The organism is Actinomadura sp. NTSP31 (genome assembly GCF_041951385.1).
In the GTDB taxonomy this organism is placed as follows: domain Bacteria; phylum Actinomycetota; class Actinomycetes; order Streptosporangiales; family Streptosporangiaceae; genus Spirillospora; species Spirillospora napierensis.
This window is the reverse complement of sequence record NZ_JBGNUT010000011.1, coordinates 246,490-270,298: the sequence shown is the minus strand read 5'-3', so window position 1 is coordinate 270,298 and position 23,809 is coordinate 246,490. Positions and strand designations below refer to the sequence as shown.

The following is a 23,809-nucleotide window of genomic DNA, read 5'->3' as shown; positions in this document are numbered from 1 at the left end:
TCGCCGCTGAGAGGGCCCTGGAGACGTTCCGGGGCCCTCTTCGCATATCCGGCACCCTCAGCCCGTCAGAGGCCGCCACGCACCGCCTGACGGCCCGCAGGCGCCGACGGATGATCCAGAGGGCCGCCGACCTCGTTCCAAGGAACCTCAGCCGTCACGCGAGTGCGCTATCTGACCGGTGGGCGAAGCCGAAGGCGAGTCCCACCGGGAAGCTCGCGGAGCGAGGTCGCGCTCGCCCGAGCACGGTCAAGGCGCGAGCCGCCAGGCGAGCGTCTTGGGCCGGGCTTGTCAGGAAGCAGGGCAGTGGTTGCCGCGGTGGAGGCCGTAGTGGGCGGCGATGGTGTAGCGGCCGGCCTTCTGCGCCTTCATCCGGACGAACTCGCCCGCGCGGGCGAGGCAGGCGTCGCCGCCGGTGACGCCCAGCCACGGCGACCAGGAGGCCCGGACGAGCACCGAGCCCGCCGCCGGCATGTCCACGACCAGCTCACCGGAGTTGACCTCGTGGACGGTGGCGGGCGGGTCGACCAGCTGGGTGGGGTAGGCGACGCGGAACAGCCGCCAGTGCTCGTCGTGCCACACCTCCGCCAGGTACGGCTGGCCGGCCGTCACGAGCGCGGCCTCGTCCTTGCCGGACCAGTCGGTCTCCTGCTGGGGCAGCACGACGTACTGGACCGCCCACTTGTGGAGCCAGTCGCGGTAGGAGACGGGGGTGAGCGCGTCCTTCTCGTAGAACAGCTCGTGGCGTTCGGCGTCGACCTGCCGGTTCCAGCCGCGCGCCAGGATGAAGTGCCGGCTCATCCCGGCCGCCTCCCAGTGCGAGCGCAGCGGGACGACCTCGATGCGGGTGCGCTGCGCGCCGAGCGCGTGCAGCTCGTCGACGAGGCCCTGGGCGTTCGCGGCGGCCGAGGCGGCGGGGACGGTGTGGACGAGGTCCTCCATCGGCTTCACCACCTGCCACGAGGCCGTGAAGATGAACGCCACGGACAGCACGGCGATGCGCACCCGCCCGTGTGCGCGCGCGACGGCCGACAGGCAGAACATCCCCCCGAACACCAGCGAGAGGCGCTCGACGTTGCTGCCGACGGGCGAGGGGATCAGCCAGGTGAGGGCGATGCCGAGCAGGTAGACGCCGGCGCCGATCCGGACGAACCGCCAGTTCGGCGGCGCGAAGACCAGGATCGCGATCACGCTGACGATGCACCACACCACGATCGCGGTGAACGAGATCGGCTGGACGCCGCTGAACGGGAACAGCAGGCTCGTCGTCCCGACGACGATGGGCATGCCGATCGCGAGGGCGATGCCGGCGCGGCGCCGTCCGGTCAGGAAGAGGGTGGCGGCCAGGACCAGCAGGAACAGCCCCGCGACGGGACTGGACGCCGTCGCCAGCAGGCCGAGCCCGACCATCCCGGCGCAGCGCAGCGCGGGGGTGCCGCGCGGGGTGAACGCGACGATCACCGCCATCAGCGCGAACATCAGGCCGAGCCCGAACGTTACGCGGCCGGAGGCGGTGTTGCACGACAGCGCGAACGCGGCCCACAGCGCGGCGGGCAGCGCCATGGGCGCCTTGAACCGGACCAGGAGCTGCGCGGTGAGCGCCGCGGAGATGGTGCCCGCCACGACGGCGACCGTGCGGATCCCGAACAGCGCCATCAGGTACGGCGACAGGACGCTGTAGGAGGCGGGGTGCATGCCGCCGTACCAGGCGAAGCTGTAGGCGGCGGTGGGGTGCTTCCAGGCGAAGTCGGTCCAGGCGGCCTGGGCGGCGAGGTCGCCGCCCTCGGCCGCCAGGTACAGGGCCCAGACCAGGTGCATGACGGCCGCGGCCACGGTGGCGGCCACGATGGGGTTGCGGGGGTTGGTCCACCGCTTCCACCAGGGCGCGCGGGGACGGACCGGGCGCGCGGAGGGCGCGGCCCCGGCCGGGGCGTCGGTCAGCTCTGGACTATGCGCTGTGGTCACATCGCCTGCACGTGATCGTCGGACGGCGAGGGCGCGAAGGGCATCGGGCGATCCCACGTGTCCGCGGATCCACCGAATGCGCGCCCCATTCAAACGGACCACACCTTAGCGTGCGCCGATGACTGTCGGGCTGATCTGGTAGGACGGGGGACGTGACGGAGGACGGAGGGGGAGCGGACCTGATCCCGGGCCTGGACGACGTGCCCAGGGTGCCGGTGGAGAAGGCCCCGCAGGGCAAGGGGGCCGCGGGCAAGGCCGGGCGGAAGACCCCGAAGAAGGGGGCCCGCCGTCCCGCGGAGGAACGGCCCGTGGCGCGCGTCGCCGTCGACATGTCCCTGCCTCACCTCGATCGTCCCTTCGACTATCTGGTCCCGGCCGAGCTCGACGCGGCGGCCGTGCCGGGTTGCCGGGTCAGGGTCCGCTTCGCCGGGCAGCTCGTCGACGGCTTCCTGCTGGAGCGCGCCGAGGAGAGCGGCCACGACGGAAAGCTTCTTTACCTGGAACGCGTGACGTCTCCGGAACGCGTCCTCACCCCCGAGATCGCCTCCCTGGCGCGGGAGATCGCCGACCGTTACGCCGGGACGTTCGCGGACGTCCTGCGGCTCGCCGTCCCGCCGCGCCACGCCCGTGTGGAGGCCGAGCGAGCCGAACCCGCCGAATCCGCCGAGCCCGCCGGCGACGAGCCGTCGGGCGAAGGCACCGAGCCGGCGGACGGCGAGAACCCTTGGCTGGAGTATCCCGCCGGTGCATCGTTCTTGAAAGCGCTGGCCGACGGGCGGGCGCCTCGGGCGGTGTGGACGGCGCTGCCGGGGCCGCAGTGGGCGGAGGCCATCGCGCGGGCCGTGGCGGTGACGCTGCGAGGCGGCCGCGGGGCGCTGGTGGTGGTGGCCGACGGCCGCGACGTGGCCCGGGTGGACGCGGCGCTGGAGGCGGAGCTGGGGGACGGGCGGCACGTCGCGCTGACGGCGGAGCTGGGCCCGGCCGAGCGCTACCGGCGGTGGCTGGCCGTCCTGCGGGGCCGGGCGCGGGCCGTGGTCGGGACGCGGGCCGCGATGTTCGCGCCGGTCGCCGACCTGGGGCTCGCCGTGCTGTGGGACGACGGGGACGACGTCCACGCCGAGCCGCACGCGCCCTACCCGCATCCGCGCGAGGTGCTGGCGCTGCGCGCGCACCGGGCGGGCGCCGGGGCCCTGATCGGCGGCTTCACCCGGACCACGGACGCGACCGTGCTGGTCGAGACGGGCTGGGCGCACGCCGTGGCCGCCGACCGGGCGCGGGTGCGGCGCGCGATGCCGCGCGTCCGGTACGTGGGGGACGACGCGCAGCTCGCCCGGGACGCGGCCGCCCGCACGGCACGCCTGCCGAACGTGGCGTTCGAGGCCGCGCGGGGTGCGCTGGAGCACGGGCCGGTGCTCGTGCAGGTGCCGAGGCGCGGCTACGTCCCGGGCATCGCGTGCGCGCGGTGCCGGACTCCCGCGCACTGCGCGGCGTGCCAGGGGCCGTTGGCGCTGCCGTCGTCGCATGCGGCTCCCTACTGCCGGTGGTGCGGCCGCATAGCGGGCGACTGGCACTGTCCCGAATGCGGGTTCTTCCAGATGCGCGCGATGGTCGTGGGCGCGAAACGGACGGCGGAGGAACTGGGGCGGGCCTTTCCCGGCGTACCCATCCGCACGTCCGGGCGGGAGGCGATCCTCGAACGGGTCGGCACCGAACGGGCGCTCGTGGTGGCGACGCCGGGCGCGGAGCCGCCCGCCGACGACGGCTACACCGCCGCGCTGCTGCTGGACGGCTGGGTGCTGCTGGGCCGGCCCGACCTGCGGGCGGGGGAGGAGACGCTGCGGCGCTGGATGAACGCGGCGTCGCTGGTCCGTGCGGAGGGGCCGGTAGTCGTGGCGGCGGAGGGGACGCTGCCGGCGGTGCAGGCGCTCGTCCGCTGGGACCCGGTCACCTATGCCGAGCGGGAGCTGGCCGAGCGCCGGGAGGCGGGGTTCCCGCCGGCGGCCCGGATGGCGTCGCTGACGGCGACGCCCGCGGCGATCCGGGAGCTGCTGGAGGACGCGCGGCTGCCGGACGGCGCGGAGGTGCTCGGCCCGGTGCCCGTCCCGCGGCAGCCGGGGGCGGAAGGGCCGGAGAAGGAGCGCGCCCTCGTCCGCGTCCCCCGCGCGGCGGGCCAGGCGCTCGCGCGCGCGCTCAAGGAGGCGCAGGGCGTCCGCAGTGCCCGCAAGGCCGCCGAGACCGTCCGCGTCCAGATCGACCCCCTGGAGCTCATCTGACGGGCCGGCCCGGTGAAGCCGTGCCGTCGTGTTCGGGTTCGGCCCCCGGGGAGGGCACCGACCAATAGGGTTCTCGGGTGGCCGACAACTGGGTTGAGACGACCGCGGGCGACCTGCGGAACTGGGCGGACGAACGCGGCGAGAAGCTCGACGAGCAGGGCGCGCACCTGCTGCTCGACCTCGCCGGGCGGGAGATGGGGCTGGCCGGGCCGGGCGAGCTCACCCCGGAGGCGCTGCGCGAGCTGCTGCTGGAGGTGTTCCCGGAGACGGTGGTCGCGGGCGCCGACGAGGTGCCGTCCGTGCTGGACGCGATGCGGGCCGTCGCGGCGTTCCTGGGCGAGTCCGGCGCCGTGCCCGCCGGCCGCGCCGCGGAGCTGGCCGCGGAGATCGACCGGCTCGCCCCCGAATTCGCCGAGGTGGTCGCCGAGACCGACGGCGCCGAGCGGCAGGTGGCCGCGGAGGTCGTCGCGGGGCTGATGGAGGGCGACGGCGTCGCGCTGGACGACCAGGACGCCGTCGAGGAGTGGATGCGGCGGTTCGAGGCGCTGCCCGACGAGGAGCGCTACACCCGCGCCGAGGAGTACCTGCGGCGGACCGAGGAGCTGGTCGTCCCGCCGGTGCGGCTGGCGCCGGCGGCGGAGCTGGCGGACGCGGCGCGCCGCTCCGGGCTGACCGCGGAGGTCCGGGCGCTGGCCGAGTGGACGGGCGAGCGGCCGCTGACCGAGATCGACGAGCTGACCGCGGCGGACGCCGAGGCCGCGGTGGCCGCGCTGGGCCTGGCCACGCCGCGCCGCCTGCCGGACGCCGAGGTCGCCGACCAGACCGATCTGCCGGAGCTCGACCGGCTCTGGTGGGCCGCGACGGAGGCGGAGGTGATCCTCGCCAAGGGCGGCAAGGCCGAGCCCGGGCCGGCGTTGCACGACCTCGACTCCGACGACGGCGAGCGCGTGCTCGGCGTGTGGGTGCGGCTGCTCGACTCCGTCGCCGTCCCGGAGCACGACCCGTCCGACGGGCTCGACGCGATCGAGCTCGTCCAGAACGAGCTGACCGGCGTGCTGATCCACCTGTACGAGCAGGAGGAGCCCGCCACCCTCGACGAGCTGGCCGACGCGCTGCTCGGGCACGTCGCCGAGGCCTACGAGATCTCCGACCGGGGGGCGCTGGCCGAGGCGGTGCTCGACGCGCTCGCGCTGGAGCTGGACGACCTGGCCCGCTGGGGCGTCGTCGAGGAGGCCGGCGAGAGCGGCCGCGTGCTCACGCCGCTGGGCGTGTGGGGCGTCCGGGAGCTGCTGCTGGCCGACGGGTTCGCCGCGCCGGTCGTGGGCGAGCTGGCCGGCGGGTCCGCCGCCGAGCTCGTCGCCGGGCTGGCCTGGCACCGGCCCGAGACCGCCGACGAGGAGATCGACGGGTGGCTGGCGGCCCACGACGTCAAGGACGCCGCCGCCGACCTGCTGGACGTGATGCGCGGCGGCGGGCCGGGCGCCCGCAACCTCGCCGCCGCCGTCCTGCACCGCGTCGGCCCGGAGGCCGCGCCGGTCGTTCGGGCGGCACAGGAGCATCCGCTGGTGTCGCCGTACGCGGCGCTGTGGCTGAACGCGGCGGGCGACCCGGCCGGGCGGGAGCTGTCCCGCGCCGAGTACCTGTGGGTGTTCGTCGACACCGTCGCCGGGATGCTGGAGACCGCCGAGCCGGACGAGGCGGTCGCCGCGGCGCTGGTCGACGCGCCGCCCGGGACGGAGATGCGGGAGATGGTGGACGAGCTGTGGCGCACCGACCACCCGGGCGTCGCGGACGTCCTGGAGGCGCTCGGCGACCACCATCCCGACAAGGCGACCGCCAAGGCGGCCCGCACCGCCGCCTACAAGGCGCGGTCCGGCGGAGGCGCGTGACCCGAGACGCGTGACCAGAGACGCATGACCGGAGGCGCACGACCGCCGGCGCGTGGCCGGCGGCGTGCGAGATCCGCGTGATCCCTCCGTAGACTGGGGACGCGACATCCACGGTCCCGCCCGGCGCGCGCCCGGGACGGGCGGCGCGCGGCGCCCCACCCGCAGGAACGGAGTCCTCGTTGGCCGTCAAGCCCATCCGCCTCTTCGGCGACCCAGTGCTGCGCACCCCGGCGGAGCCGGTGAAGGACTTCGACAAGGAGCTGCGCCAGCTCGTCAAGGACCTCACCGACACGATGATCGACGCTCCCGGGGCGGGCCTGGCGGCGCCGCAGCTCGGCGTGGGCCTGCGGGTGTTCACCTACTACGTCGACGACCGGCTCGGGCACGTGGTGAACCCGACGCTGGACCTGTCGGACGAGCAGGAGACCGACGACGAGGGGTGCCTGTCGCTGCCCGGCCTGGCGTTCCCGACGCCGCGCTCGGTCGGGGTCGTGGCGAAGGGCTTCAACATGCACGGGGAGCCGATCACGCTGGAGGGCACGCACCTGCTGGCCCGCTGCGTCCAGCACGAGACCGACCACCTGGACGGCATCATCTTCATCGACCGGATGGACGCCGAGCAGCGCAAGGCCGCGATGAAGGCGATCCGCGAGGCCGAGTGGTTCGGCGACCCGGCGCCCGTGGTGAAGGCGTCGCCGCACCGCACCTTCGGGAAGGCGATCTAGATGCGGCTCGTCTTCGCCGGGACCCCCGAGACCGCGCTTCCCGCGCTCGACGCGCTGCTCGCGTCCGGCCACGAGGTGGCCGCGGTGGTGACCCGCCCGGACGCCCCGTCCGGCCGCGGGCGCCGGCTGGAGGCCGGCCCGGTGGCGCGGCGGGCCGCCGAGGCGGGCGTCGAGGTGCTCAAGCCCGCCAAGGCGCGCGACCCGGAGTTCCTCGACCGGCTGCGCGAGATCGCGCCGGACTGCTGCCCGGTCGTCGCCTACGGCGCGCTGCTGCCGCGCGAGGCGCTGGACATCCCCCGGCACGGCTGGGTGAACCTGCACTTCTCGCTGCTGCCGGCCTGGCGCGGCGCGGCGCCCGTCCAGCGCGCGATCCTGCACGGCGACGACGTGACCGGCGCGGCGACGTTCCAGATCGAGGAGGGCCTCGACACCGGGCCGGTCTACGGGGTGCTGACCGAGCCGATCCGCCCCACCGACACCACGGGCGACCTGCTGGGACGGCTGGCGACCGCGGGCGCGGGCCTCCTGCTCGACACGATGAACGGGATCGAGGCCGGCGTCCTGGAGGCGCGGCCTCAGCCCACCGAGGGCGTGTCGCACGCGGCGAAGCTGACCCCCGAGGACGCCCGCGTCGACTGGACCGCCCCGGCGCGGCACATCGACCGGCTGATCCGGGCCTGCACGCCCGCGCCGGGCGCCTGGACGATGTTCCGCGACGCCCGCGTCAAGCTCGGCCCGGTCCGCCCGGCCGAGCCGGACGGGGGCGACGGCGGGAAGCTGTCGCCCGGGGAGCTGCGCGCCGGCAAGGCGGAGGTGCTGGTCGGCACGGCCACGCACCCGGTCGTGCTCGGGGACGTCCAGCCGCAGGGCAAGCGCCGCATGGCCGCCGCCGACTGGGTGCGCGGCGTCAACCTCATCGGTAAGGACGCGCTGCACTGATGCCGCCGACCCGAAGCGGCCGGGGCCGCCCCGACCGCAACCGCAGGCCCGGCGGCCCCCGCCAGACGGGCCGCCCGCAGGACCTGGTCCGCCGCACCGCGTTCGACGTGATCCGCGCGGTCGAGACCCGCGACGCGTACGCGAACCTGCTGCTGCCCACCCGCCTGCGCGACCGCGGCATCACCGGCCGCGACGCCGCCCTCGCCACCGAGCTGACCTACGGCACGCTGCGCGGCCGCGGCACCTACGACGCGGTCCTCGCGCTGTGCAGCGACCGCGAGCTGCGCCGCATCGACGCGCCGCTGCTGGACGTCCTGCGCCTCGGCGCGCACCAGATCCTCGCCACCCGCATCCCGCCGCACGCCGCGGTCGGCACGGCGGTGGAGCTGGCGCGGTCGGTGTCGGGCCCCGGCCAGGCCAAGTTCGCCAACGCGGTGCTCCGCAAGGTCGCCACCCGCGACCTGGACGCGTGGCTGGCGATCGTCGCACCCGCCGACGCCGACACCACCACCCGGCTGTCGATCGCGCACAGCCACCCCAAGTGGATCGTGTCCGCGCTGCGCGACGCGCTCGGCCCCGACCGCGACGAGATCGGCGACCTGCTGGCGGCCGACAACGCGCGCCCGCGCGTGACGCTGGTCGCCCGGCCCGGGCGCGCGACCGCGCAGGAGCTGTACGACGCGGGCGCCGAGCCGTCCCGCTACTCGCCGTACGCGGCCGTGCTGGGCGAGGGCGACCCGGCGGCCATCGACGCCGTCCGCGACGGCCGCGCCGCCGTCCAGGACGAGGCGAGCCAGCTGGTCGCCCTGGCGTTGGCGGCGGCCCCGCTGGACGGCCGCGACGCCCGCTGGGCCGACGTCTGCGCGGGCCCCGGCGGCAAGGCCGGCCTGCTGTCGGCCGTCGCGGCCGGGCGCGGCGCGCGCCTGCTGGCCGCCGACGTCCAGCCGCACCGCGCCGGGCTCGTCGGCCGCGCGGTGGACGACCGCACCGGTGTCATCGCGGCGGACGGGACCGTCCCGGCGTGGCGGCCCGGCGCGTTCGACCGCGTCATGGTCGACGCGCCCTGTACCGGCCTCGGCGCGCTGCGGCGCCGTCCCGAGGCCCGCTGGCGCCGCGGCCCCGAGGCGGTCGCCGAACTGGGCCCGCTCCAGCGCCGGCTGCTGGCGTCCGCGCTGGAGTCGGTGCGCCCCGGCGGCGTCGTCGCCTACGTCACCTGCTCACCGCACCTGGCGGAGACGCGGGTGGTGGTGGACGACGTGCTGCGCCGCCGTGACGACGTCGAACGGCTCGACGCCCCCGCCGCCCTCGCCTCGGTGGCGCCGGACCTCACCGGCCTGGGAGACGGCCCCTACGCGCAGTTCTGGCCGCACCGGCACGGTACCGACGCCATGTTCCTCGCCCTCCTCCGCCGCGGGGAGTGATACGCCGGTGCTCACCGGCTTCATGCTCGCCATGACGTACCTCGGCAGCGCCGGGTTCTACATCCCGGCTCTGGCGGTCCTCTACTGGTGCGTGAGCCCGCGGTTCATGGCGCGCGCGACGGTGCTGCTGGCGTTCGGGTCGACGCTCAACACCGTGTTGAAGCTGGTGTGGCACGAGCCCCGCCCGTTCTGGACGGACCCCACGATCAAGGAGCGGCAGCCGCTCGCCTCGTTCGGGATGCCGTCCGGTCACGCGCAGAACGCCGTCGTCACCTGGGGCTTCTTCGCGTCCCGCACGAGACGCGTTGCCGTGTGGGTGGCCGCGGCCGCCGTCATCGCCCTGATCGGCGCGTCGCGCGTGTACCTGGGCGTGCACTCGCTGAACCAGGTGCTGGTCGGCTGGGCCATCGGCGTCGGCGTGCTGGTGCTGGGGCTGTGGCTCGAACCGCGGGTCGTGCCGTGGTGGAGCGCCCGCCCGCTGCTGTTGCAGCTGGCCATGGCTCTGGCGATCTCCCTGGCCTTCCTGGCGGGGGCGTGGCTCGCCGTCCGCTCGCTGCACGGATGGCAGTGGCCGGACGCCTGGGCGAAGGCCATCACCACCGCCGGCGGGCACACCCGGCCCGTCACCGTCAACGAGGCGGCCGCCGCCACCGGCGGCCTGTTCGGGATCCTGGCGGGAGTGTCGGTCTGCGCCGCCCGCGGCTGGTTCGACCCGGGGGGCTCCGCCGGGCACCGCCTCGCCCGCGTCTTCGTCGGCGCCGCCGGCGCGGCGGTCCTGGCCGCGCTGGAGCTGCTGCCGGGCCCGCGCCCGCCGGAGGCGTTCGCCGTCCAGGCGCTGCTCGGCCTGTGGGCGACCGCCGGGGCGCCGGAGGCCTTCGTCCGGCTCCGCCTGGCGCGCCGCACCACACCCCCGCTCACCCGCCCGGGTGATGAACCGGCCGAAGTGCGGCAATAGACTCGGGGAATCATGGCTCCACAGATCGCACCCAGCATCCTGTCCGCGGACTTCGCCCGTCTCGCCGAGGACGTCGCGCTCATCTCCGGCACCGCCGACTGGGTGCACGTCGACGTCATGGACAACCACTTCGTGCCCAACCTGACCCTGGGCCTGCCGGTCGTCGAGGCGCTGCTCAAGCACAGCGCGCTGCCCCTCGACTGCCACCTCATGATCGAGGACCCGGACCGCTGGGCGCCCCAGTACGCCGAGGCCGGCGCGGGCAGCGTCACCATCCACGCCGAGGCGGCCAGGGCGCCGATCCGGACGCTGCGCGCCATCCGCGCCGCCGGCGCCCGCGCCGGGCTCGGCGTGAACCCCGCCACCCCGGTCGAGGGCTTCGAGGACCTGCTCGGCGAGATCGACATGCTGCTGCTGATGACCGTGGAGCCCGGCTTCGGCGGCCAGAGGTTCCTGGACGTGGTGCTGCCCAAGGTCCGCCGCGCCCGCGAGATGATCAAGGGCCGGGACCTGCCCGTCTGGGTCCAGGTCGACGGCGGCGTCAGCGCCGAGACGATCGAGCGCTGCGCGGACGCCGGCGCGGACGTCTTCGTCGCCGGCAGCGCCGTGTACGGCGCCGACGACCCGTCCGAGGCCGTCCGGAGGCTGAAGGCCCAGGCGGAGAAGGCGACCGCCGCCGCGGCGTGGTGACCGGTGACCGCATGGTGACGCTGCCCTGCGCGGCGGTCCTGTTCGATGTCGACGGCACCCTCGTCGACTCGACGCCGCTGGTCGAGCGCGCCGCCCGCGTGTGGGCCGCCGAGTACGGCATCGACGCCGACGAGTTCCTGTCCGACGCCCACGGCCGCCGCACGAGCGACCGCGTCGCCGACTTCCTGCCCGCCGGCCGGGTGCGCGAGGCGACCGCGCGCCTGGACGCGCTGGAAGCGTCCCGCACCGACGGGATCACCGCGCTCCCCGGCGTGCCGGACCTGCTGGCCGCGCTGGACGACCTGCCGTGGGCGCTGGTCACGTCCATGGACAAGGAGCAGCTCCGCGTCCGTACCGGAGTCGCCGGCGTGCCGCTGCCGCCCGTCGTCATCACCGCCGAGGACGTCCCGCGCGGCAAGCCCGACCCGTCCGGCTACCTGCTGGCGGCCGGCCGCCTCGGCGCCGACCCGTCCGCCTGCCTGGTCGTCGAGGACGCCCCGGCCGGCGTCGCCGCGGGCCGCGCGGCCGGCGCCACCGTCGTCGCCGTCACCACCAGCCATCCCGCCGGGTCCCTGACGGCCGCCCACCACATCGTCCCCGACCTGACCCATGTGCTGCCGGCCCCCGGCGGCCTGCGCCTTACCCGCACGCTGTGACCACGCCGCCCGGCTGAGCGCTGTCGGCGCGTGCCGTAGGTTTGGGGCGTGCCGAAGCTGTGGGACGAGACGATCGAGGCGCATCGGAACGCGGTGCGCGAGGCGACGCTGAAGACCACCGCGGCACTGGTGGCCGAGCACGGCCTGGCGGCGGTGACGATGTCGCGGATCGCCAAGGAGACCGGCATCGGCCGCGCGACGCTCTACAAGTACTTCCCGGACGTCGAGTCGATCCTGGTCGCCTGGCACGACCAGCAGGTCGGCGGGCATCTCGAGCGGCTCGCCGCCGCGCGCGACCGGGCCGGGACGCCCGCCGGGCGGCTCGCCGAGGTGCTGCGGACGTACGCGGTGACGACGCACGAGCGGCCGCACGGCACCGAGCTCGCGGCGCTCGTCCACCGTGGCGGCCGCATGGCCGGCGCGGAACAGCGGCTGCGCGAGCTCGTCGGGGGCCTGCTGGCGGACGCGGCCCGCGACGGCGCCGTCCGCGGTGACGTCCCGCCGGAGGAGCTGGCGGCCTTCTGCCTGCACGCGCTCGGCGCGGCGGGCGGCCTGCCGTCGCGGGACGCGGTCGAGCGCCTCGTCACCGTGACCCTGGACGCGGTGCGCGCTTCGGAGTGAGCCGGCCCGCCGGGCCGCGCCTTCCGGCAGGCCGCGCCGCCGGGCCCAGGTCGGGAATGGCGGTCACCACGGGCCGCGGCGGCACGGAGTCGGGGGAGCGGGCCCTGCCGCGGGGCCTACCCGGTGCCGGAGATCGTTGAACGTTGAACCGGGTAAGAATAACCCTAACGAGCGCTTGGTAGGTCGCGCGGATCCCGTGGCGATCCTCACATGGGCGGGGGAATGGTTCGCGTGGCACACTGGTTGGCAAGCATGAACGCGTGCTCCGGGGTCGGTGAAATTCCGAACCGGCGGTGACAGTCCGCGACCCGGCCGAAGCCATCGGCCGGTTGACCTGGTGGAACTCCAGGACCGACGGTGAAAGTCCGGATGGGAGGCAGCGCGCAGCACACCCCTGTGACAGCAGGGGTGCCCGCGACGTCGACGCACGTACACCCCGGAGCCGGGTTCCGTAGCAAACGGAACTAGGAGGCCCGGGAGATGTTCACCGGCATCGTCGAGGAGCTCGGCGAGATCGTTGCGGTCGAGGCCGAGGGCGACTCGGCCGTCCTCACGATCCGCGGCCCGCTCGTCACCGAGGACGCCGTCCACGGCGCGTCCATCGCGGTCAACGGCGTCTGCCTCACCGTGGTCGACGTCAAGGACGGCGCCTTCACCGCCGACGCGATGAAGGAGACCCTCGACAGGTCCAGCCTCGGCTCCCTGGAACCCGGCGCCAAGGTCAACCTGGAGCGGCCCGTCCGGCTCTCGGACCGGCTCGGCGGCCACCTCGTCCAGGGCCACGTCGACGGCGTGGGAACGATCCTCTCCCGCGAGCCGGGCGAGCGCTGGGAGGTCGTCACGATCTCGCTGCCCGCGCACCTGGGCCGCTACCTGGTCGACAAGGGCTCGATCACGGTCGACGGGATCAGCCTCACGGTGGTCGAGGCCGGCGCCGACCGGTTCAGCGTCGCGCTCATCCCGACCACGCTGTCCCTCACCACGCTCGGCCACAAGAAGCCCGGCGACCCCGTCAACCTCGAGGTCGACGTCGTCGCCAAGTACGTCGAGCGGATGCTCGGCGACCGCGTCCCGGCGGGCGGCGCGGCATGAACTGGCTCGGTGCGGGCTTCGACCTCTCCGGCGAGCACATCCTGTGGACCGACCTCGCCGGCAACATCCTGTCGCTCGCCGTGGTGTGGCTCGCCATGCGCAAGACCCTGTGGACGTGGCCGGTGCAGATGGCCGGCGCGCTGCTGCTGCTCGCCGCGTCCGTGCACGCCGACGTCCCCGGCAACGCGCTCAAGCAGGTGCTGTTCGGCTTCCTCGCCGTCTACGGCTGGGCGATGTGGGCGCGCGGACGGCGCGGCGGCGACCCCCTGGTCGTGCGGAGCGCGACCGCCAAGGAGCGCGCCGTGCTGATCGCCGCGCTGATCGTCGGCACCGCGGCGGTCGCCGAGCTGTTCCTCCACGTCGACTGGCTGAAGGCCGCCTGGTCGCCGTGGGCGAACGCCTACATCTTCGTCGGCAGCGCCGTCGCGACGTTCGCGCAGAGCCGCGCGCTCGTCGACTTCTGGATCGTGTGGGTGCTGGTCGACCTGGTGGGCGTGCCGGTGGCCCTGCACTCCGGGCTGTACGTCTCCGGCGCGGTCTACGTGATCTTCTTCGTGATGGTGATGGTCGGGTTCAGGAACTGGCTGCGGGAAGCGAAGGCAGTGCCGGCCCCCGGGAACAAGGCGGTGACCGCATGAGCGGCGACGACGGACTGAGCGGCAGTGACGGACCGAGCGGCGGCGGGATCTTCGACTCGATCGAGGAGGCGGTCGCCGACATCGCGGCGGGACGCCCCGTCGTGGTCGTCGACGACGAGGACCGCGAGAACGAGGGCGACATCATCTTCGCCGCGTCGAAGGCGACGCCGGAGCTGCTCACCTTCACGATCCGCTACACCAGCGGCGTGATCTGCGTCCCGATGGAGGGCGCCGACCTCGACCGGCTGCAGATCCCGCTGATGACCGCGCAGAACAGCGAGCGGATGCGCACCGCCTACACCGTGAGCGTCGACGCCCGGCTCGGCGTCACGACCGGCATCTCCGCCGCCGACCGGGCCCGCACGATCCGGACGCTGGCCGACTCGGCGTCCGAGCCGCGCGACCTCGTCCGCCCCGGCCACATCTTCCCGCTGCGCTACCACGAGGGCGGCGTGCTGCGCCGCCGCGGCCACACCGAGGCCGCCGTCGACCTCGCCCGGATGGCCGGGCTCACCCCGGCGGGCGTCCTCGCCGAGGTCGTCAACGAGGACGGCACCATGGCGCGCCTGCCCGAGCTGCAGGTGTTCGCCAAGGAGCACGGCCTCAAGCTGATCTCCATCGAGCAGCTCGCCGAGCACCGCCGCCGCACCGAGCCGATGGTCACCCGCGTCGTGGAGACCCGGCTGCCGAACCGGTACGGGATGTGGCGCGCCGTCGGGTTCTCCAGCGAGATCGACGGCGGCGAGCACCTCGCGCTCGTCCTCGGCGACATCGGCGACGGCGAGGACGTCCTCGTCCGCGCGCACTCCGAATGCCTCACCGGCGACGTCCTGCACTCCGAGCGCTGCGACTGCGGCACCCAGCTCGACGCCGCCATGGAGCGCATCGCCGAGGAGGGCCGCGGCGTCGTGGTGTACCTGCGCGGCCACGAGGGCCGCGGCATCGGCCTGCTGGCCAAGCTGCGCGCCTACGCCCTCCAGGACAACGGCTCCGACACCGTCGACGCCAACCTGGAGCTCGGCCTGCCGGCCGACGCCCGCGAGTACTCCAACGCCGCGCACATGCTGCGCGACCTGGGCGTCCGCTCGATCCGGGTGCTCACCAACAACCCGGACAAGCTCAAGGGCCTGGACGGGTTCGGGCTCGGCGTGCGGGGACGCGAGACGATGCCCGTCGTCGTCACCGAGCACAACCGGCGCTACCTGACGGTCAAGCGGGACCGTCTCGGGCACCGGATCGAAGGACTCTCATGAGCGGCGCGGGACGGCCCGAGGACACCGCCGTCGACGCGGCCGGGCTGACGCTCGGCATCGTCTGCACCCGCTGGCACGGGCAGATCACCGACCAGCTGCTGGAACGCGCCGTCGCCGCCGCCAAGGCCTGCGGGATCGACGCCCCCGTCGTCGTGCGGGTCGCCGGCGCGCTGGAGCTGCCCGTCATCGCCCAGCAGATGGCCCGCGACCTCGACGCCGTCGTCTGCCTCGGCGCGGTCATCCGGGGCGCGACCGCGCATTTCGACTATGTCTGCGACTCCGTGACGACCGGTGTGACACGCGTTGCACTGGACGAGTCGACTCCGGTGGGCAACGGGGTCCTCACATGTGACACCATTGAGCAGGCACTGGAACGCAGCGGGCTGCCGGGCAGCTCCGAGGACAAGGGATGGGAGGCGACTGTGGCCGCACTCGACACGGCACTGACCCTGCGAGGTCTGCGGCATCACGGTCACGCCGGGCACGGCCTGGAGCATTCGGGCTCCTGAAGGTCACCCGGTCACCCGTTCGCAACCCATCCGAAAGGCAAATCCGTGCTGTCACTCGTCCTGCCCAAGGGGTCGCTGGAGAAGGCGACCATGCAGCTGTTCGACGCCGCCGACCTCACCGTCCGGCGCGCCTCGGACCGCGACTACCGCGCGTCCATCGACGACCCGCGCATCGACCGCGTCCGGGTGCTGCGCCCGCAGGAGATCCCGACCTACCTCGAACAGGGCCTGTTCGACCTCGGCATCACCGGCCGCGACTGGATCACCGAGACCGACTCCGACGTGGTCAGCCTCGGCGAGCTCCAGTACTCCAAGGCGACCTCCAACCCGGTCCGCGTGATCATGGCGGTGCCGGAGGACGCGCCCTGGCAGAGCGTGTCCGAGCTGCCGGAGGGCGTCCGGATCTCCACCGAGTTCCCGGCGATGACCAAGCGGTTCCTCGACAAGCACGGCGTCAAGGCGAAGGTCGTCCCGTCCTACGGGGCCACCGAGGCGAAGGTCCCCGACATCGTGGACGTGATCGTCGACCTCACCGAGACCGGCTCGTCGCTCCGCAAGAACGGCCTGCGCATCCTCGACACCCTCCTGACCAGCTACACCGAGCTGGTCGCCAACCGCGAGGCCTACGAGGACGCCGAGAAGCGCGCCGCGATGGAGGACGTCTCCCTGCTGCTGCAGGGCGCCATCCGCGCGCGCGGCAACGTGCTGCTGAAGCTGAACGTCGCCCAGGCCGACCTGCGGAACGTCCTGGACATCATGCCGTCGATGTCGTCGCCCACGGTCACCTCGCTGGCCGGCGGCGACTCCAGCGCGGTCGAGTCCGTCGTCGCCAAGCGCGGCGTGAACACGCTCATCCCGGCCCTCAAGGCGGCCGGCGCCCACGACATCCTCGAAATCCCGATCTCGAAGATCGTTGACTGAGGAACGGGCCCTTCCGGCCGTGTGGCGCCCCCGCACCACACGCGCCGTCGCCTACACCACGGCGGGCGTGGTCGTCGCCGGCCTGATCGCGCTCGCCGTGGTGGTGGCACCGCAGTTCAAGATGTTCGACCGGGTGCTGATCGTCGTGTTCGGCCTGGTCGTCGCGTGGGTGCTGCACATGCTCGCCCGCTGCCGCGTCGCCGCCGACGAGGCGGGCCTCACGGTCGTCAACGCCTTCCGCACCCGCCGCCTCGCCTGGCCGGAGGTCCTCGGCGTCTCGATGACCGAGGGCGACCCGTGGCCCACCCTCGACCTCGCCGACGGCACGTCCATCGGCGCCATGGGCATCAACGGCGCCGAGAAGGCCCTCGCCGCCCGCCAGCTCACAGAGCTGAAGGCCCTCCTGCGCGCCCGCAGCGAAACCCCCGACCCCACCTGACACCCCCTGTTCTAGGCTGTTGGCAGGACCAGGCGCGCGGCCGTGTGCCAGAGTAGGGGCATGAGCGCGCAGAGTATCGAGTCATGTGCGGAAAGTGGCCACATGGATCCTGAGGCGCTGCCAGACTGGGTGATCCCCCCGCCGGACGGCTTCACCGCCGACGACTTCCTGCGCATGCGCGGTCTGCCCCGGCACACGGAGCTGATCGACGGGAGCCTGGTCTTCGTGAGCCCGCAGTCGCTGTGGCACTTCTTGGTCATCGAACTGCTGGTCGATGGATTGAGGCGGTCGGCACCCGAGTATCTGCGCGTCATTCGCGAGATGACGGTCAAGCTGGGAGAGCGGCAGGTGCCGGAGCCGGACGTCACGGTGCTGACGGACGACGCGTTCCAACGCGATCTCCTTCGGTCCACCTTTGGCGCCGAGGACGTTCTCCTTGCGGTCGAGGTGGTCTCGCCGGGTTCCGTCGAGCATGACCGTGACGTCAAGCCGCGACGGTACGCCGCCGCCGGGATCAAGCACTTCTGGAGGGTGGAGAGGGAGGGGGAGCGGGCCGTTGTGTACGTCTACGAACTCGACCCCGCCAGCGCCACCTACGCGCTGACCGGCATCCATCACGACCAGCTCAAGCTGACAGTGCCGTTCGACATCGACATCGAGATGGATCTCGCACGGGTCGGCTGGCGCCACCAGTAGCCGTTCCACCGACATCCACGGCACGGATTTCGCGATTGGCCGGGTCGGTGAGTGGCCTGTTTCAAACTGCGGCTGCCAGCAGGAGTTGTCCTATGGCGTGTGAAAAGTGGCCACATGGAGCCTGAGGCGCTGCCGGACTGGGTGATCCCCCCGCCGGACGGCTTTACCGCCGACGACTTCCTGCGCATGCGCGGTCTGCCCCGGCACACGGAGCTGATCGACGGGGCTCTGGTCTTCGCGAGGCCCCAGCGCAAATGGCATTCCAGGATCGTCAACCTGATTCGAGGCGAAATCGACCGGCAGGCGGCGCACGGGTGGCGAGCTGAGCGCGGTATGGCTGTGCGACTGGCCGATCGGCAGGTGCCCGTCCCTGACGTCGCGGTGGTGACGGCCGAGGCGTACGAGCGAGAACAACCGGACGACCACTACTTCGGTGAAGATCTCTTGCTGGCCGTCGAGGCCGTGGATCCCGGCTCAGAGGATCGGGACAGGCATACGAAGCCGGTCAAGTACGCGGCTGCGGGGATCGAGCACTTCTGGCGGGTTGAGGACGTCGATGGCCGGACGGTCGTCTTTGTCCACGAGCTCGATCACGCCGCCCGTTCTTACCGCCCGCCCAGCGTGCATTGTGGGCGGCTCGAAGTGAGCGTGCCGTTCGACATCGAGGTCGATCTGGGAGCCGTCGGCGCGCGGTGGTAGGCGGGGTCAGTCGGTAGGGGTGTTGGTGGGGGCGGGTGGGACCCGGTAGGTGTCGGTGGTGCCGAAGGCCCAGTCGAGCATGCGGGCGGCGTCGGTGAAGCGGGCGCTCTCGTTGGTGGTGGAGCTGTTGAGGACGATGCCGGTGAAGGCGTGGCCGCCGCGGCGGGCGGCGAACAGCAGCGAGTAGCCGGCGGCGTCGGTGGTGCCGGTCTTGATGCCGGCCGCGCCCTTGTAGGAGCCGAGGAGCCGGTTGGTGTTGGTCCAGGTGTAGGCGTGGTGGGCCTTGGTCCTGGCGAGCTTGTAGGTCCTGCGGCCGACGGTGCCGCGGAAGACCGCGTCGTCCATCGCGTAGTCGGCGAGGCGGACCTGGTCGCGGGCGGTGGAGCGGGTGGACGTGGCGGTCGGCCAGGGCAGGCCGTCGAAGTTGGCGTAGGTGGTGCGGGTGAGGCCGAGTTCGCGGGCGGCGTCGTTCATCTTGGCGATGAACCTCTTCTTGCCCGGGCCGTAGGTGTCGGCGAGGGCGTAGGCGGCGTCGCAGCCGGACGGCAGCAAGAGTGCGTAGAGGAGCTGCCGCGCGGTGAGCCTGTCGCCCGCGTGCAGGGCGGCGGTGCTGCCGTCGTGCTTCCTGGCGTACGTCAGGTATTTGCGCTTGATGGTGACCTTGCGGCCGAGCCCGCCCTCGTGCAGGACGACGAGCGCCGTCATGACCTTGGTGATGCTGGCGATGGGGCGTTCGGTGTCGGCGGCGCGTGACCACGCGGTGGTGCCGGCCGTCACGTCGTACAGGAGCGCCGACCTGGCGCCGACACCGGCCGGTCCGGCGGCGGGACGCGCCGCCGCGCGGGCCGGGGCCGGGGCCGCCATGAGGGACGGGACGGCGGCGAGCGGCAGGAAGGCGGCGATCGCGTGGTGGCGGGCGGCGAGTCTCATGATCACATTCGGACACTGCCACCCGGACGATCCGTGTTCAAGCACCCCGCGGGCCCGTCACCAGGAACGACGTCCTGTACGGCACCTCCGATGGGAGCGCCTAGAGGGCGGTCGCGAGGGTGACGGCGCCGGCGGTGATGAGGGCGGCGGCCCAGACGCGGTCCAGGTTGAACCAGGCGCGGCGCAGGACCGCCAGGCCCACGACCTCGTAGACGGCGACGGCGATGATCCCGGCGACGGCGAGCATCGCCAGGGTGTGCACGCCGGTCACGAAGATCGCGGCGGAGACGGCGTTCCCGGACGCCGACGCCAGGCCGTGGTGGTGGCCGGCGGGGACGGTCCCGGACGAGGTGAGCACCGGCAGCAGCATCAGCCCCGCGCCGTGCGCCGACGACATCAGGAACGACCAGGCGGCGAGCTGCCACAGCGAGATCCGCATGCCGACCCACCGGAAGTGGCGTTGCGACAGCAGCCGCCACAGCCCGAACCCGACCAGCAGGATCCCGCCGCCGATCGCGACGGCCTGCGTCGCCACGACCGACCGGGTCAGCGCGACGAGGAGCGCGACGGCCCCGACGGAGGCGGCGTGGCCCGCGGCGATCGCCGGGAGCGACTGCAGGACCAGCGCCCTGCTGCGCTCCTGGAGGCCGCGGGCCACGGCGAACAGCCAGCCCATCGCCGGGTTGAGGCCGTGGAACGCGCCCATCGCGACGAGCGCGGCGAGCGAACCGTCCTTCACCGCTACGGGTAGCAGTAGGAGTCGGACGACGCGTCCCCGCCCTGCAGCCGCGTCTGGTGCGGGCGCCGGCCGCGGAACGCGTCGCCGTGCGGGAAGAACCGCTCGTCGAGGGCGAAGCCGTCCGCGGTGGAGTCGAGCTTGGCCATCCAGGCGCCGACGCCGTCGGGGTAGAACTGGTCGTCCCAGGAGCCGTAGAGGGAGTTGGTGACGTAGACGCGCTTCCCGTCGCGGCTGACCTCGACCATCTGCGGCCCGCCGGCGAGGGGCAGGTCCGGGGCGGCCGGGTGCGGGGCGCGGCCGACGATGCCGCCGATGCGCACCGAGCCCGCCTCCACGGGGTGGAACGGGTCGCCGACGTCGTAGCGCTTCAGCTCGCCGGTGCCCCAGCACGACACGTAGAGCCACTGGTCGTCCACCGACAGGTCGATGTCGGTGACCAGCGGCGGGACGGCCCCGAACGGCGCGATGACGTCCGGCAGGGCCGAGGCGTCGGCCGGTTCGGCGGGGATGGTGATGACCTTCGTCGCGGCCCACCGGTCGCCGTCGCGATGCCACAGCCACACCGACGCCGACAGGTCCTCGACGCTGACGACGACGCCGGCGAAGCCGTACTGCTTGGTCGGGTCGTGGGCGGGCCGCAGCTCCAGCACCATCTGGTGCTCGTCGCCGAGGTCCACCTCCTGGACGTGGCGGCGTTTGCGCAGGTCCCAGAAGTGCAGCGAGTGCCCGTACTTGCGGCCGAGCAGTAGTTCGCCGACCACACCGTCCTCGATCATGGACGGCGTGCCCCACTCGGAGGTGATGAGCACGTCGTGGGCGATGTGCCACCAGGCGTCGTAGGCGAAGTACTGGGGGCCGCGGTCGACCTCCCAGCGGCCGAGGATGTCGAACGACGTGTGGTCGAGCAGCGCGATCCCGCCGGGGCCGTCCTCGCCGTTCACGCCCCCGAGCGCGGTCAGGTAGAGGCCCTCGGGGCCGCAGTGGACCGTGTGCGGGCGCGAGTACCCGGCGCGTTTGGCCAGCTCGTCGGGTTCCAGCACCTTGACGATCTCGGGCGCGGTCGGCTTGTCCTTGGTGTCGATGACGTAGACGCGCGAGGACCGCAGGCCCGGCACGATCAGGTAGCGGCGCTCCACGTGCGGGTGCGGCGCGTACGGGCACAGGGCGCTGCTGCACGCGTTCCATCCGAAATGGTGCAGCTCGTCACCGAGGTAGGGCAGCTCCGTCCAGCCGACGACGTCGCCGTAGGACGCCGAGTCCGGGTCCACGTCGAGGACGGCGATCGCGTCCGGCTTCTCGGCGGCGCGGTCGAACGCGGCGACGTAGGCGAGCTTCTCCGGCGGCGCGGACACCGCGTCCCGCGGCGAGGCGTAGAAGGTCGGGTCTGGCTTCCACAGTGCCATGGCGGGTCCCTTCAGGAGACGGTGACCGGGTGGCGGACGACGGCGCCGAACAGATAGCCGAGGGTGTTGTAGGGGGCGGTGGACGGCTGGGACGCGCCGGTCTCGTCGGTGGCGCGGGCGAGCAGCTCGTGGGGGCCGGGGGCGTCGGGCCGCCACGGGAACTCCCACCGGACCCAGCCGCGCGGATTGGCGTGGTGGTCCCGCACGCGGGCGGGGCGCCAGGTGGCCCCGCCGTCCACGCTGACCTCGACCCTCCGCACCCGCCCGTTGCCGGACCAGGACCGTCCGTGCAGGATCTGGTGGCCGGCCGGCAGCGCCGCCTCCCACGGCAGCTCGAAGGCCGACTTGACGTTCATGCGGGTGAGCGGGGCGGTGCCCTCCGGCGGGTAGCCGGGGCCGAAGAGCCGGTAGTAGCGGGTGTTCCAGGGGGAGAAGAGCGGCTCGTCCGCCACCTGGATGTCGCCGAGCCACTTGATGTTGGCGATGCCCACCCAGGACGGGACGACGAGCCGGACGGGGAAGCCGTGGTCGGGCGGCAGCGGCGCGCCGTTCATCTCGTAGGCGAGCAGGACGTCCTTGAGCGCCTTCGCGACCGGCAGGGGGCGCCTGACGCGGCCGAGGTCCTCGCCCTTGTCCACGAAGTCAGCGTCCAACCCGCGCGGGAGAATGTCCACAGCCCGGGGGGTGAGACCCGCGCGTTCGAGGACCGCCGACAGCCGGACGCCCCGCCAGCGCGCGACGCCCACGCCGCCGAGCCGCCACGGGGTGCCCGACACCTCCTGGCCCTGCTGGGTGGCGTAGAAGTTTCGCCCGTTGCCGGTGCACTCGATGAACGAGGTGATGGTCTCGGCGCGCATGCCGAGGAGGTCCTCGTAGGAGAACTCGACCGGGCGTGACTCCGGCGGGGAGCCGTGCAGGCCCGTCCCCCAGAGCTTGAGGCGCCAGGTGCGGGCGTCGATGCGCGGGGTGGCGACGTGGTTGCGGACGAAGAACCGGTCGACGGGCGTGAGGTCGCCCTGCCCGCGCATGGCCTCCCAGCGCATCTCCGCGTTCGTCCCCTGCGGGATGAACAGCTCGGGCGGCAGCGGTTTGACGATCCCGGTGGCGGGTGCGGCGAGCCCCTGCGGGGCGGCGGGGGCGGCGAGCGCCTGCGGGGCGGCGGCGGTGCCGAGGGCGGCGCCGAGTCCCGCGCCCGCGGACAGGCGCAGCATGCCGCGCCGCGACAGCGGCGGGACGGACGGCGCCTGGGCGGAGCGCACGCGTTCGTAGGTCGTCTCGTCGGTCAGGTCGTCACAGGGATCGGGCGGGCAGCCGTGGGCGGTGTCACCGGGTCGCATGGGATCGATGCTGCTGACCGGCCTCCTGAAAGTCAACTTTCCCTACTGAATTACCATGGAAGGATCGCGGAAAACCCGGGATGCGGACGTCTGGGCGCCGGGTGCCCGGCTGGGTAGCCTGGCAGGCATGGCGGAGACGGCAGCCGGCGAGGTCGCCTCGCCCGCGGATCTTGCGGGCCTGCTGGAGCGGCACGCCTACCTCTGCGACGAGGGGCTGGCGACCGCGTGCTTCCTCGCGCTGCGGATGGGCCGCCCGCTGTTCCTGGAGGGCGAGGCCGGGGTCGGCAAGACCGAACTGGCCAAGACCCTCGCGCGCGCTCTCGGCGCGCCGCTGATCCGGTTGCAGTGCTACGAGGGGCTGGACGCCTCCCAGGCGCTCTACGACTGGGACTTCCCGCGCCAGCTCCTGCACCTGCGCGCCGCCGAGGCCGCGGGCGTGCAGGACGTGTCCCGGCTGGAGGGCGAGCTGTACGACCGGCGGTTCCTGCTGGCCAGGCCGCTGCTGCGGGCGCTGGAGACCACGCCGAGCGTGCTGCTGGTCGACGAGCTGGACCGCGCGGACGACGAGTTCGAGGCGTTCCTGCTGGAGGTGCTCAGCGACTTCACCATCACCGTCCCCGAACTCGGCACGATCCGGGCCGAGCGCCCGCCGGTCGTCGTCGTCACGTCCAACCGGACCCGCGAGGTGCACGACGCGCTGAAGCGGCGCTGCCTGTACCACTGGCTGGAGCACCCGTCGTTCGACCGGGAGGTCGCGATCATCCGGCGGCGGCTGCCCGGCGCGGCCGCGCGGCTGGCCGGCCAGGTCGCCGGCGCCGCGCAGCGGCTGCGCGACCGGGACCTGCTCAAGCCGCCGGGCGTCGCCGAGACCCTGGACTGGACCGAGGCGCTGGTCGCGCTCGGCGTCCGCGAGCTGGACCCCGGCGCCGCCGCCGTGACGCTCGGCGCCGTGCTGAAGTACCGCGAGGACCAGCAGCGCGTGCTCGCCGGCGGTCTCGACGCCCTGCTCGACGGGGGCTGAG

Annotated in this window: 23 protein-coding genes and 1 riboswitch; of the genes, 18 read left to right on the top strand and 5 right to left on the bottom strand. The window is 73.6% G+C overall.

Annotated elements, in window-relative coordinates; genetic code table 11:
• Positions 1-288: 288 nt before the first annotated feature.
• On the bottom strand, positions 289-1,962 hold the full coding sequence (locus ACA514_RS20935) for an MFS transporter (protein WP_375042869.1): 1,674 nt from the start codon (positions 1,960-1,962) through the stop codon (positions 289-291).
• Between the two features lie 152 nt (positions 1,963-2,114).
• On the opposite strand from ACA514_RS20935, the gene ACA514_RS20930 reads away from it, so the two are divergent.
• From ACA514_RS20930 to ACA514_RS20850, 17 genes are all read left to right on the top strand, one after another.
• Positions 2,115-4,235 carry a primosomal protein N' gene (locus tag ACA514_RS20930; RefSeq protein ID WP_375042868.1) on the top strand — a complete coding sequence of 707 codons (2,121 nt, stop codon included), beginning with the start codon at positions 2,115-2,117 and terminating at the stop codon, positions 4,233-4,235.
• Positions 4,236-4,312: 77 nt separating this feature from the next.
• Positions 4,313-6,124, top strand: a complete 1,812-nt coding sequence (locus ACA514_RS20925; protein WP_375042867.1) for a hypothetical protein — start codon at positions 4,313-4,315, stop codon at positions 6,122-6,124.
• A gap of 179 nt (positions 6,125-6,303) precedes the next feature.
• Positions 6,304-6,849, top strand: coding sequence for a peptide deformylase (gene def, locus ACA514_RS20920; RefSeq protein WP_375042866.1), 546 nt, complete (start codon positions 6,304-6,306; stop codon positions 6,847-6,849).
• Complete coding sequence (gene fmt / locus ACA514_RS20915; protein ID WP_375042865.1) at positions 6,850-7,788, top strand: methionyl-tRNA formyltransferase; 939 nt, start codon at positions 6,850-6,852, stop codon at positions 7,786-7,788. It abuts the gene before it with no gap.
• Positions 7,788-9,209 (top strand): RsmB/NOP family class I SAM-dependent RNA methyltransferase, encoded by a 1,422-nt coding sequence (locus ACA514_RS20910; protein WP_375042864.1) that lies wholly within the window; start codon positions 7,788-7,790, stop codon positions 9,207-9,209. Before fmt ends, ACA514_RS20910 begins: the two co-directional genes overlap by 1 nt.
• Positions 9,210-9,216: 7 nt before the next feature.
• Positions 9,217-10,164, top strand: a complete 948-nt coding sequence (locus tag ACA514_RS20905) for a phosphatase PAP2 family protein (RefSeq protein ID WP_375042863.1) — start codon at positions 9,217-9,219, stop codon at positions 10,162-10,164.
• Positions 10,165-10,176: 12 nt separating this feature from the next.
• A complete protein-coding gene (gene rpe / locus ACA514_RS20900; protein WP_375042862.1) occupies positions 10,177-10,854 on the top strand; it encodes a ribulose-phosphate 3-epimerase in 678 nt (225 codons plus the stop codon).
• Positions 10,855-10,865: 11 nt separating this feature from the next.
• Positions 10,866-11,510, top strand: a complete 645-nt coding sequence (locus ACA514_RS20895) for an HAD-IA family hydrolase (RefSeq protein ID WP_375042861.1) — start codon at positions 10,866-10,868, stop codon at positions 11,508-11,510.
• A 48-nt stretch (positions 11,511-11,558) separates the two neighbouring features.
• A complete protein-coding gene (locus tag ACA514_RS20890) occupies positions 11,559-12,131 on the top strand; it encodes a TetR/AcrR family transcriptional regulator (protein ID WP_375042860.1) in 573 nt (190 codons plus the stop codon).
• Between the two features lie 256 nt (positions 12,132-12,387).
• Positions 12,388-12,518, top strand: a riboswitch (FMN riboswitch).
• 93 nt (positions 12,519-12,611) lie between these two features.
• Positions 12,612-13,223 (top strand): riboflavin synthase, encoded by a 612-nt coding sequence (locus tag ACA514_RS20885; RefSeq protein ID WP_375042859.1) that lies wholly within the window; start codon positions 12,612-12,614, stop codon positions 13,221-13,223.
• The gene (locus tag ACA514_RS20880; RefSeq protein WP_375042858.1) at positions 13,220-13,861 is read left to right on the top strand and encodes a nicotinamide riboside transporter PnuC; all 642 of its coding nucleotides are present in this window, start codon (positions 13,220-13,222) and stop codon (positions 13,859-13,861) included. The genes ACA514_RS20885 and ACA514_RS20880 overlap by 4 nt, the downstream gene beginning before the upstream one ends.
• Positions 13,858-15,114, top strand: a complete 1,257-nt coding sequence (locus ACA514_RS20875) for a bifunctional 3,4-dihydroxy-2-butanone-4-phosphate synthase/GTP cyclohydrolase II (RefSeq protein WP_375042857.1) — start codon at positions 13,858-13,860, stop codon at positions 15,112-15,114. The genes ACA514_RS20880 and ACA514_RS20875 overlap by 4 nt, the downstream gene beginning before the upstream one ends.
• Positions 15,111-15,623, top strand: coding sequence for a 6,7-dimethyl-8-ribityllumazine synthase (gene ribH, locus ACA514_RS20870; RefSeq protein ID WP_375042856.1), 513 nt, complete (start codon positions 15,111-15,113; stop codon positions 15,621-15,623). The genes ACA514_RS20875 and ribH overlap by 4 nt, the downstream gene beginning before the upstream one ends.
• Positions 15,624-15,668: 45 nt before the next feature.
• The gene (hisG, locus tag ACA514_RS20865; RefSeq protein WP_375042855.1) at positions 15,669-16,544 is read left to right on the top strand and encodes an ATP phosphoribosyltransferase; all 876 of its coding nucleotides are present in this window, start codon (positions 15,669-15,671) and stop codon (positions 16,542-16,544) included.
• Complete coding sequence (locus ACA514_RS20860) at positions 16,537-16,983, top strand: PH domain-containing protein (protein ID WP_375042854.1); 447 nt, start codon at positions 16,537-16,539, stop codon at positions 16,981-16,983. Before hisG ends, ACA514_RS20860 begins: the two co-directional genes overlap by 8 nt.
• Positions 16,984-17,085: 102 nt before the next feature.
• The gene (locus ACA514_RS20855; RefSeq protein ID WP_375042853.1) at positions 17,086-17,679 is read left to right on the top strand and encodes a Uma2 family endonuclease; all 594 of its coding nucleotides are present in this window, start codon (positions 17,086-17,088) and stop codon (positions 17,677-17,679) included.
• A gap of 114 nt (positions 17,680-17,793) precedes the next feature.
• Positions 17,794-18,378 (top strand): Uma2 family endonuclease, encoded by a 585-nt coding sequence (locus ACA514_RS20850; RefSeq protein ID WP_375042852.1) that lies wholly within the window; start codon positions 17,794-17,796, stop codon positions 18,376-18,378.
• 6 nt (positions 18,379-18,384) lie between these two features.
• On the opposite strand, the gene ACA514_RS20845 is transcribed toward ACA514_RS20850, so the two are convergent.
• From ACA514_RS20845 to ACA514_RS20830, 4 genes are all read right to left on the bottom strand, one after another.
• A complete protein-coding gene (locus ACA514_RS20845; protein WP_375042851.1) occupies positions 18,385-19,308 on the bottom strand; it encodes a D-alanyl-D-alanine carboxypeptidase family protein in 924 nt (307 codons plus the stop codon).
• 100 nt (positions 19,309-19,408) lie between these two features.
• On the bottom strand, positions 19,409-20,047 hold the full coding sequence (locus ACA514_RS20840) for a hypothetical protein (protein ID WP_375042850.1): 639 nt from the start codon (positions 20,045-20,047) through the stop codon (positions 19,409-19,411).
• A gap of 2 nt (positions 20,048-20,049) precedes the next feature.
• Positions 20,050-21,450 (bottom strand): selenium-binding protein SBP56-related protein, encoded by a 1,401-nt coding sequence (locus ACA514_RS20835; RefSeq protein ID WP_375042849.1) that lies wholly within the window; start codon positions 21,448-21,450, stop codon positions 20,050-20,052.
• 11 nt (positions 21,451-21,461) lie between these two features.
• Positions 21,462-22,787 (bottom strand): sulfite oxidase, encoded by a 1,326-nt coding sequence (locus ACA514_RS20830; protein WP_375042848.1) that lies wholly within the window; start codon positions 22,785-22,787, stop codon positions 21,462-21,464.
• 127 nt (positions 22,788-22,914) lie between these two features.
• Here ACA514_RS20830 and ACA514_RS20825 point away from each other — a divergent pair, with 127 nt between their 5' ends.
• Entirely contained in the window at positions 22,915-23,808 is an 894-nt protein-coding gene (locus ACA514_RS20825; protein WP_375042847.1) for an AAA family ATPase, read from the top strand.
• The last annotated feature ends 1 nt before the right edge of the window (position 23,809 follow it).

What these genes read in the sequence shown, in the direction of transcription:
- fmt (WP_375042865.1), top strand. Translation starts at nt 6,850, where the DNA reads ATGCGGCTCGTCTTCGCCGGGACCCCCGAGACCGCGCTTCCCGCGCTC.
- ACA514_RS20910 (WP_375042864.1), top strand. Translation starts at nt 7,788, where the DNA reads ATGCCGCCGACCCGAAGCGGCCGGGGCCGCCCCGACCGCAACCGCAGG.
- rpe (WP_375042862.1), top strand. Translation starts at nt 10,177, where the DNA reads ATGGCTCCACAGATCGCACCCAGCATCCTGTCCGCGGACTTCGCCCGT.
- ACA514_RS20895 (WP_375042861.1), top strand. Translation starts at nt 10,866, where the DNA reads ATGGTGACGCTGCCCTGCGCGGCGGTCCTGTTCGATGTCGACGGCACC.
- ACA514_RS20885 (WP_375042859.1), top strand. Translation starts at nt 12,612, where the DNA reads ATGTTCACCGGCATCGTCGAGGAGCTCGGCGAGATCGTTGCGGTCGAG.
- ACA514_RS20880 (WP_375042858.1), top strand. Translation starts at nt 13,220, where the DNA reads ATGAACTGGCTCGGTGCGGGCTTCGACCTCTCCGGCGAGCACATCCTG.
- ACA514_RS20875 (WP_375042857.1), top strand. Translation starts at nt 13,858, where the DNA reads ATGAGCGGCGACGACGGACTGAGCGGCAGTGACGGACCGAGCGGCGGC.
- ribH (WP_375042856.1), top strand. Translation starts at nt 15,111, where the DNA reads ATGAGCGGCGCGGGACGGCCCGAGGACACCGCCGTCGACGCGGCCGGG.
- ACA514_RS20855 (WP_375042853.1), top strand. Translation starts at nt 17,086, where the DNA reads ATGGATCCTGAGGCGCTGCCAGACTGGGTGATCCCCCCGCCGGACGGC.
- ACA514_RS20850 (WP_375042852.1), top strand. Translation starts at nt 17,794, where the DNA reads ATGGAGCCTGAGGCGCTGCCGGACTGGGTGATCCCCCCGCCGGACGGC.
- ACA514_RS20845 (WP_375042851.1), bottom strand. Translation starts at nt 19,308, where the DNA reads ATGAGACTCGCCGCCCGCCACCACGCGATCGCCGCCTTCCTGCCGCTC.
- ACA514_RS20835 (WP_375042849.1), bottom strand. Translation starts at nt 21,450, where the DNA reads ATGGCACTGTGGAAGCCAGACCCGACCTTCTACGCCTCGCCGCGGGAC.
- ACA514_RS20830 (WP_375042848.1), bottom strand. Translation starts at nt 22,787, where the DNA reads ATGCGACCCGGTGACACCGCCCACGGCTGCCCGCCCGATCCCTGTGAC.
- ACA514_RS20825 (WP_375042847.1), top strand. Translation starts at nt 22,915, where the DNA reads ATGGCGGAGACGGCAGCCGGCGAGGTCGCCTCGCCCGCGGATCTTGCG.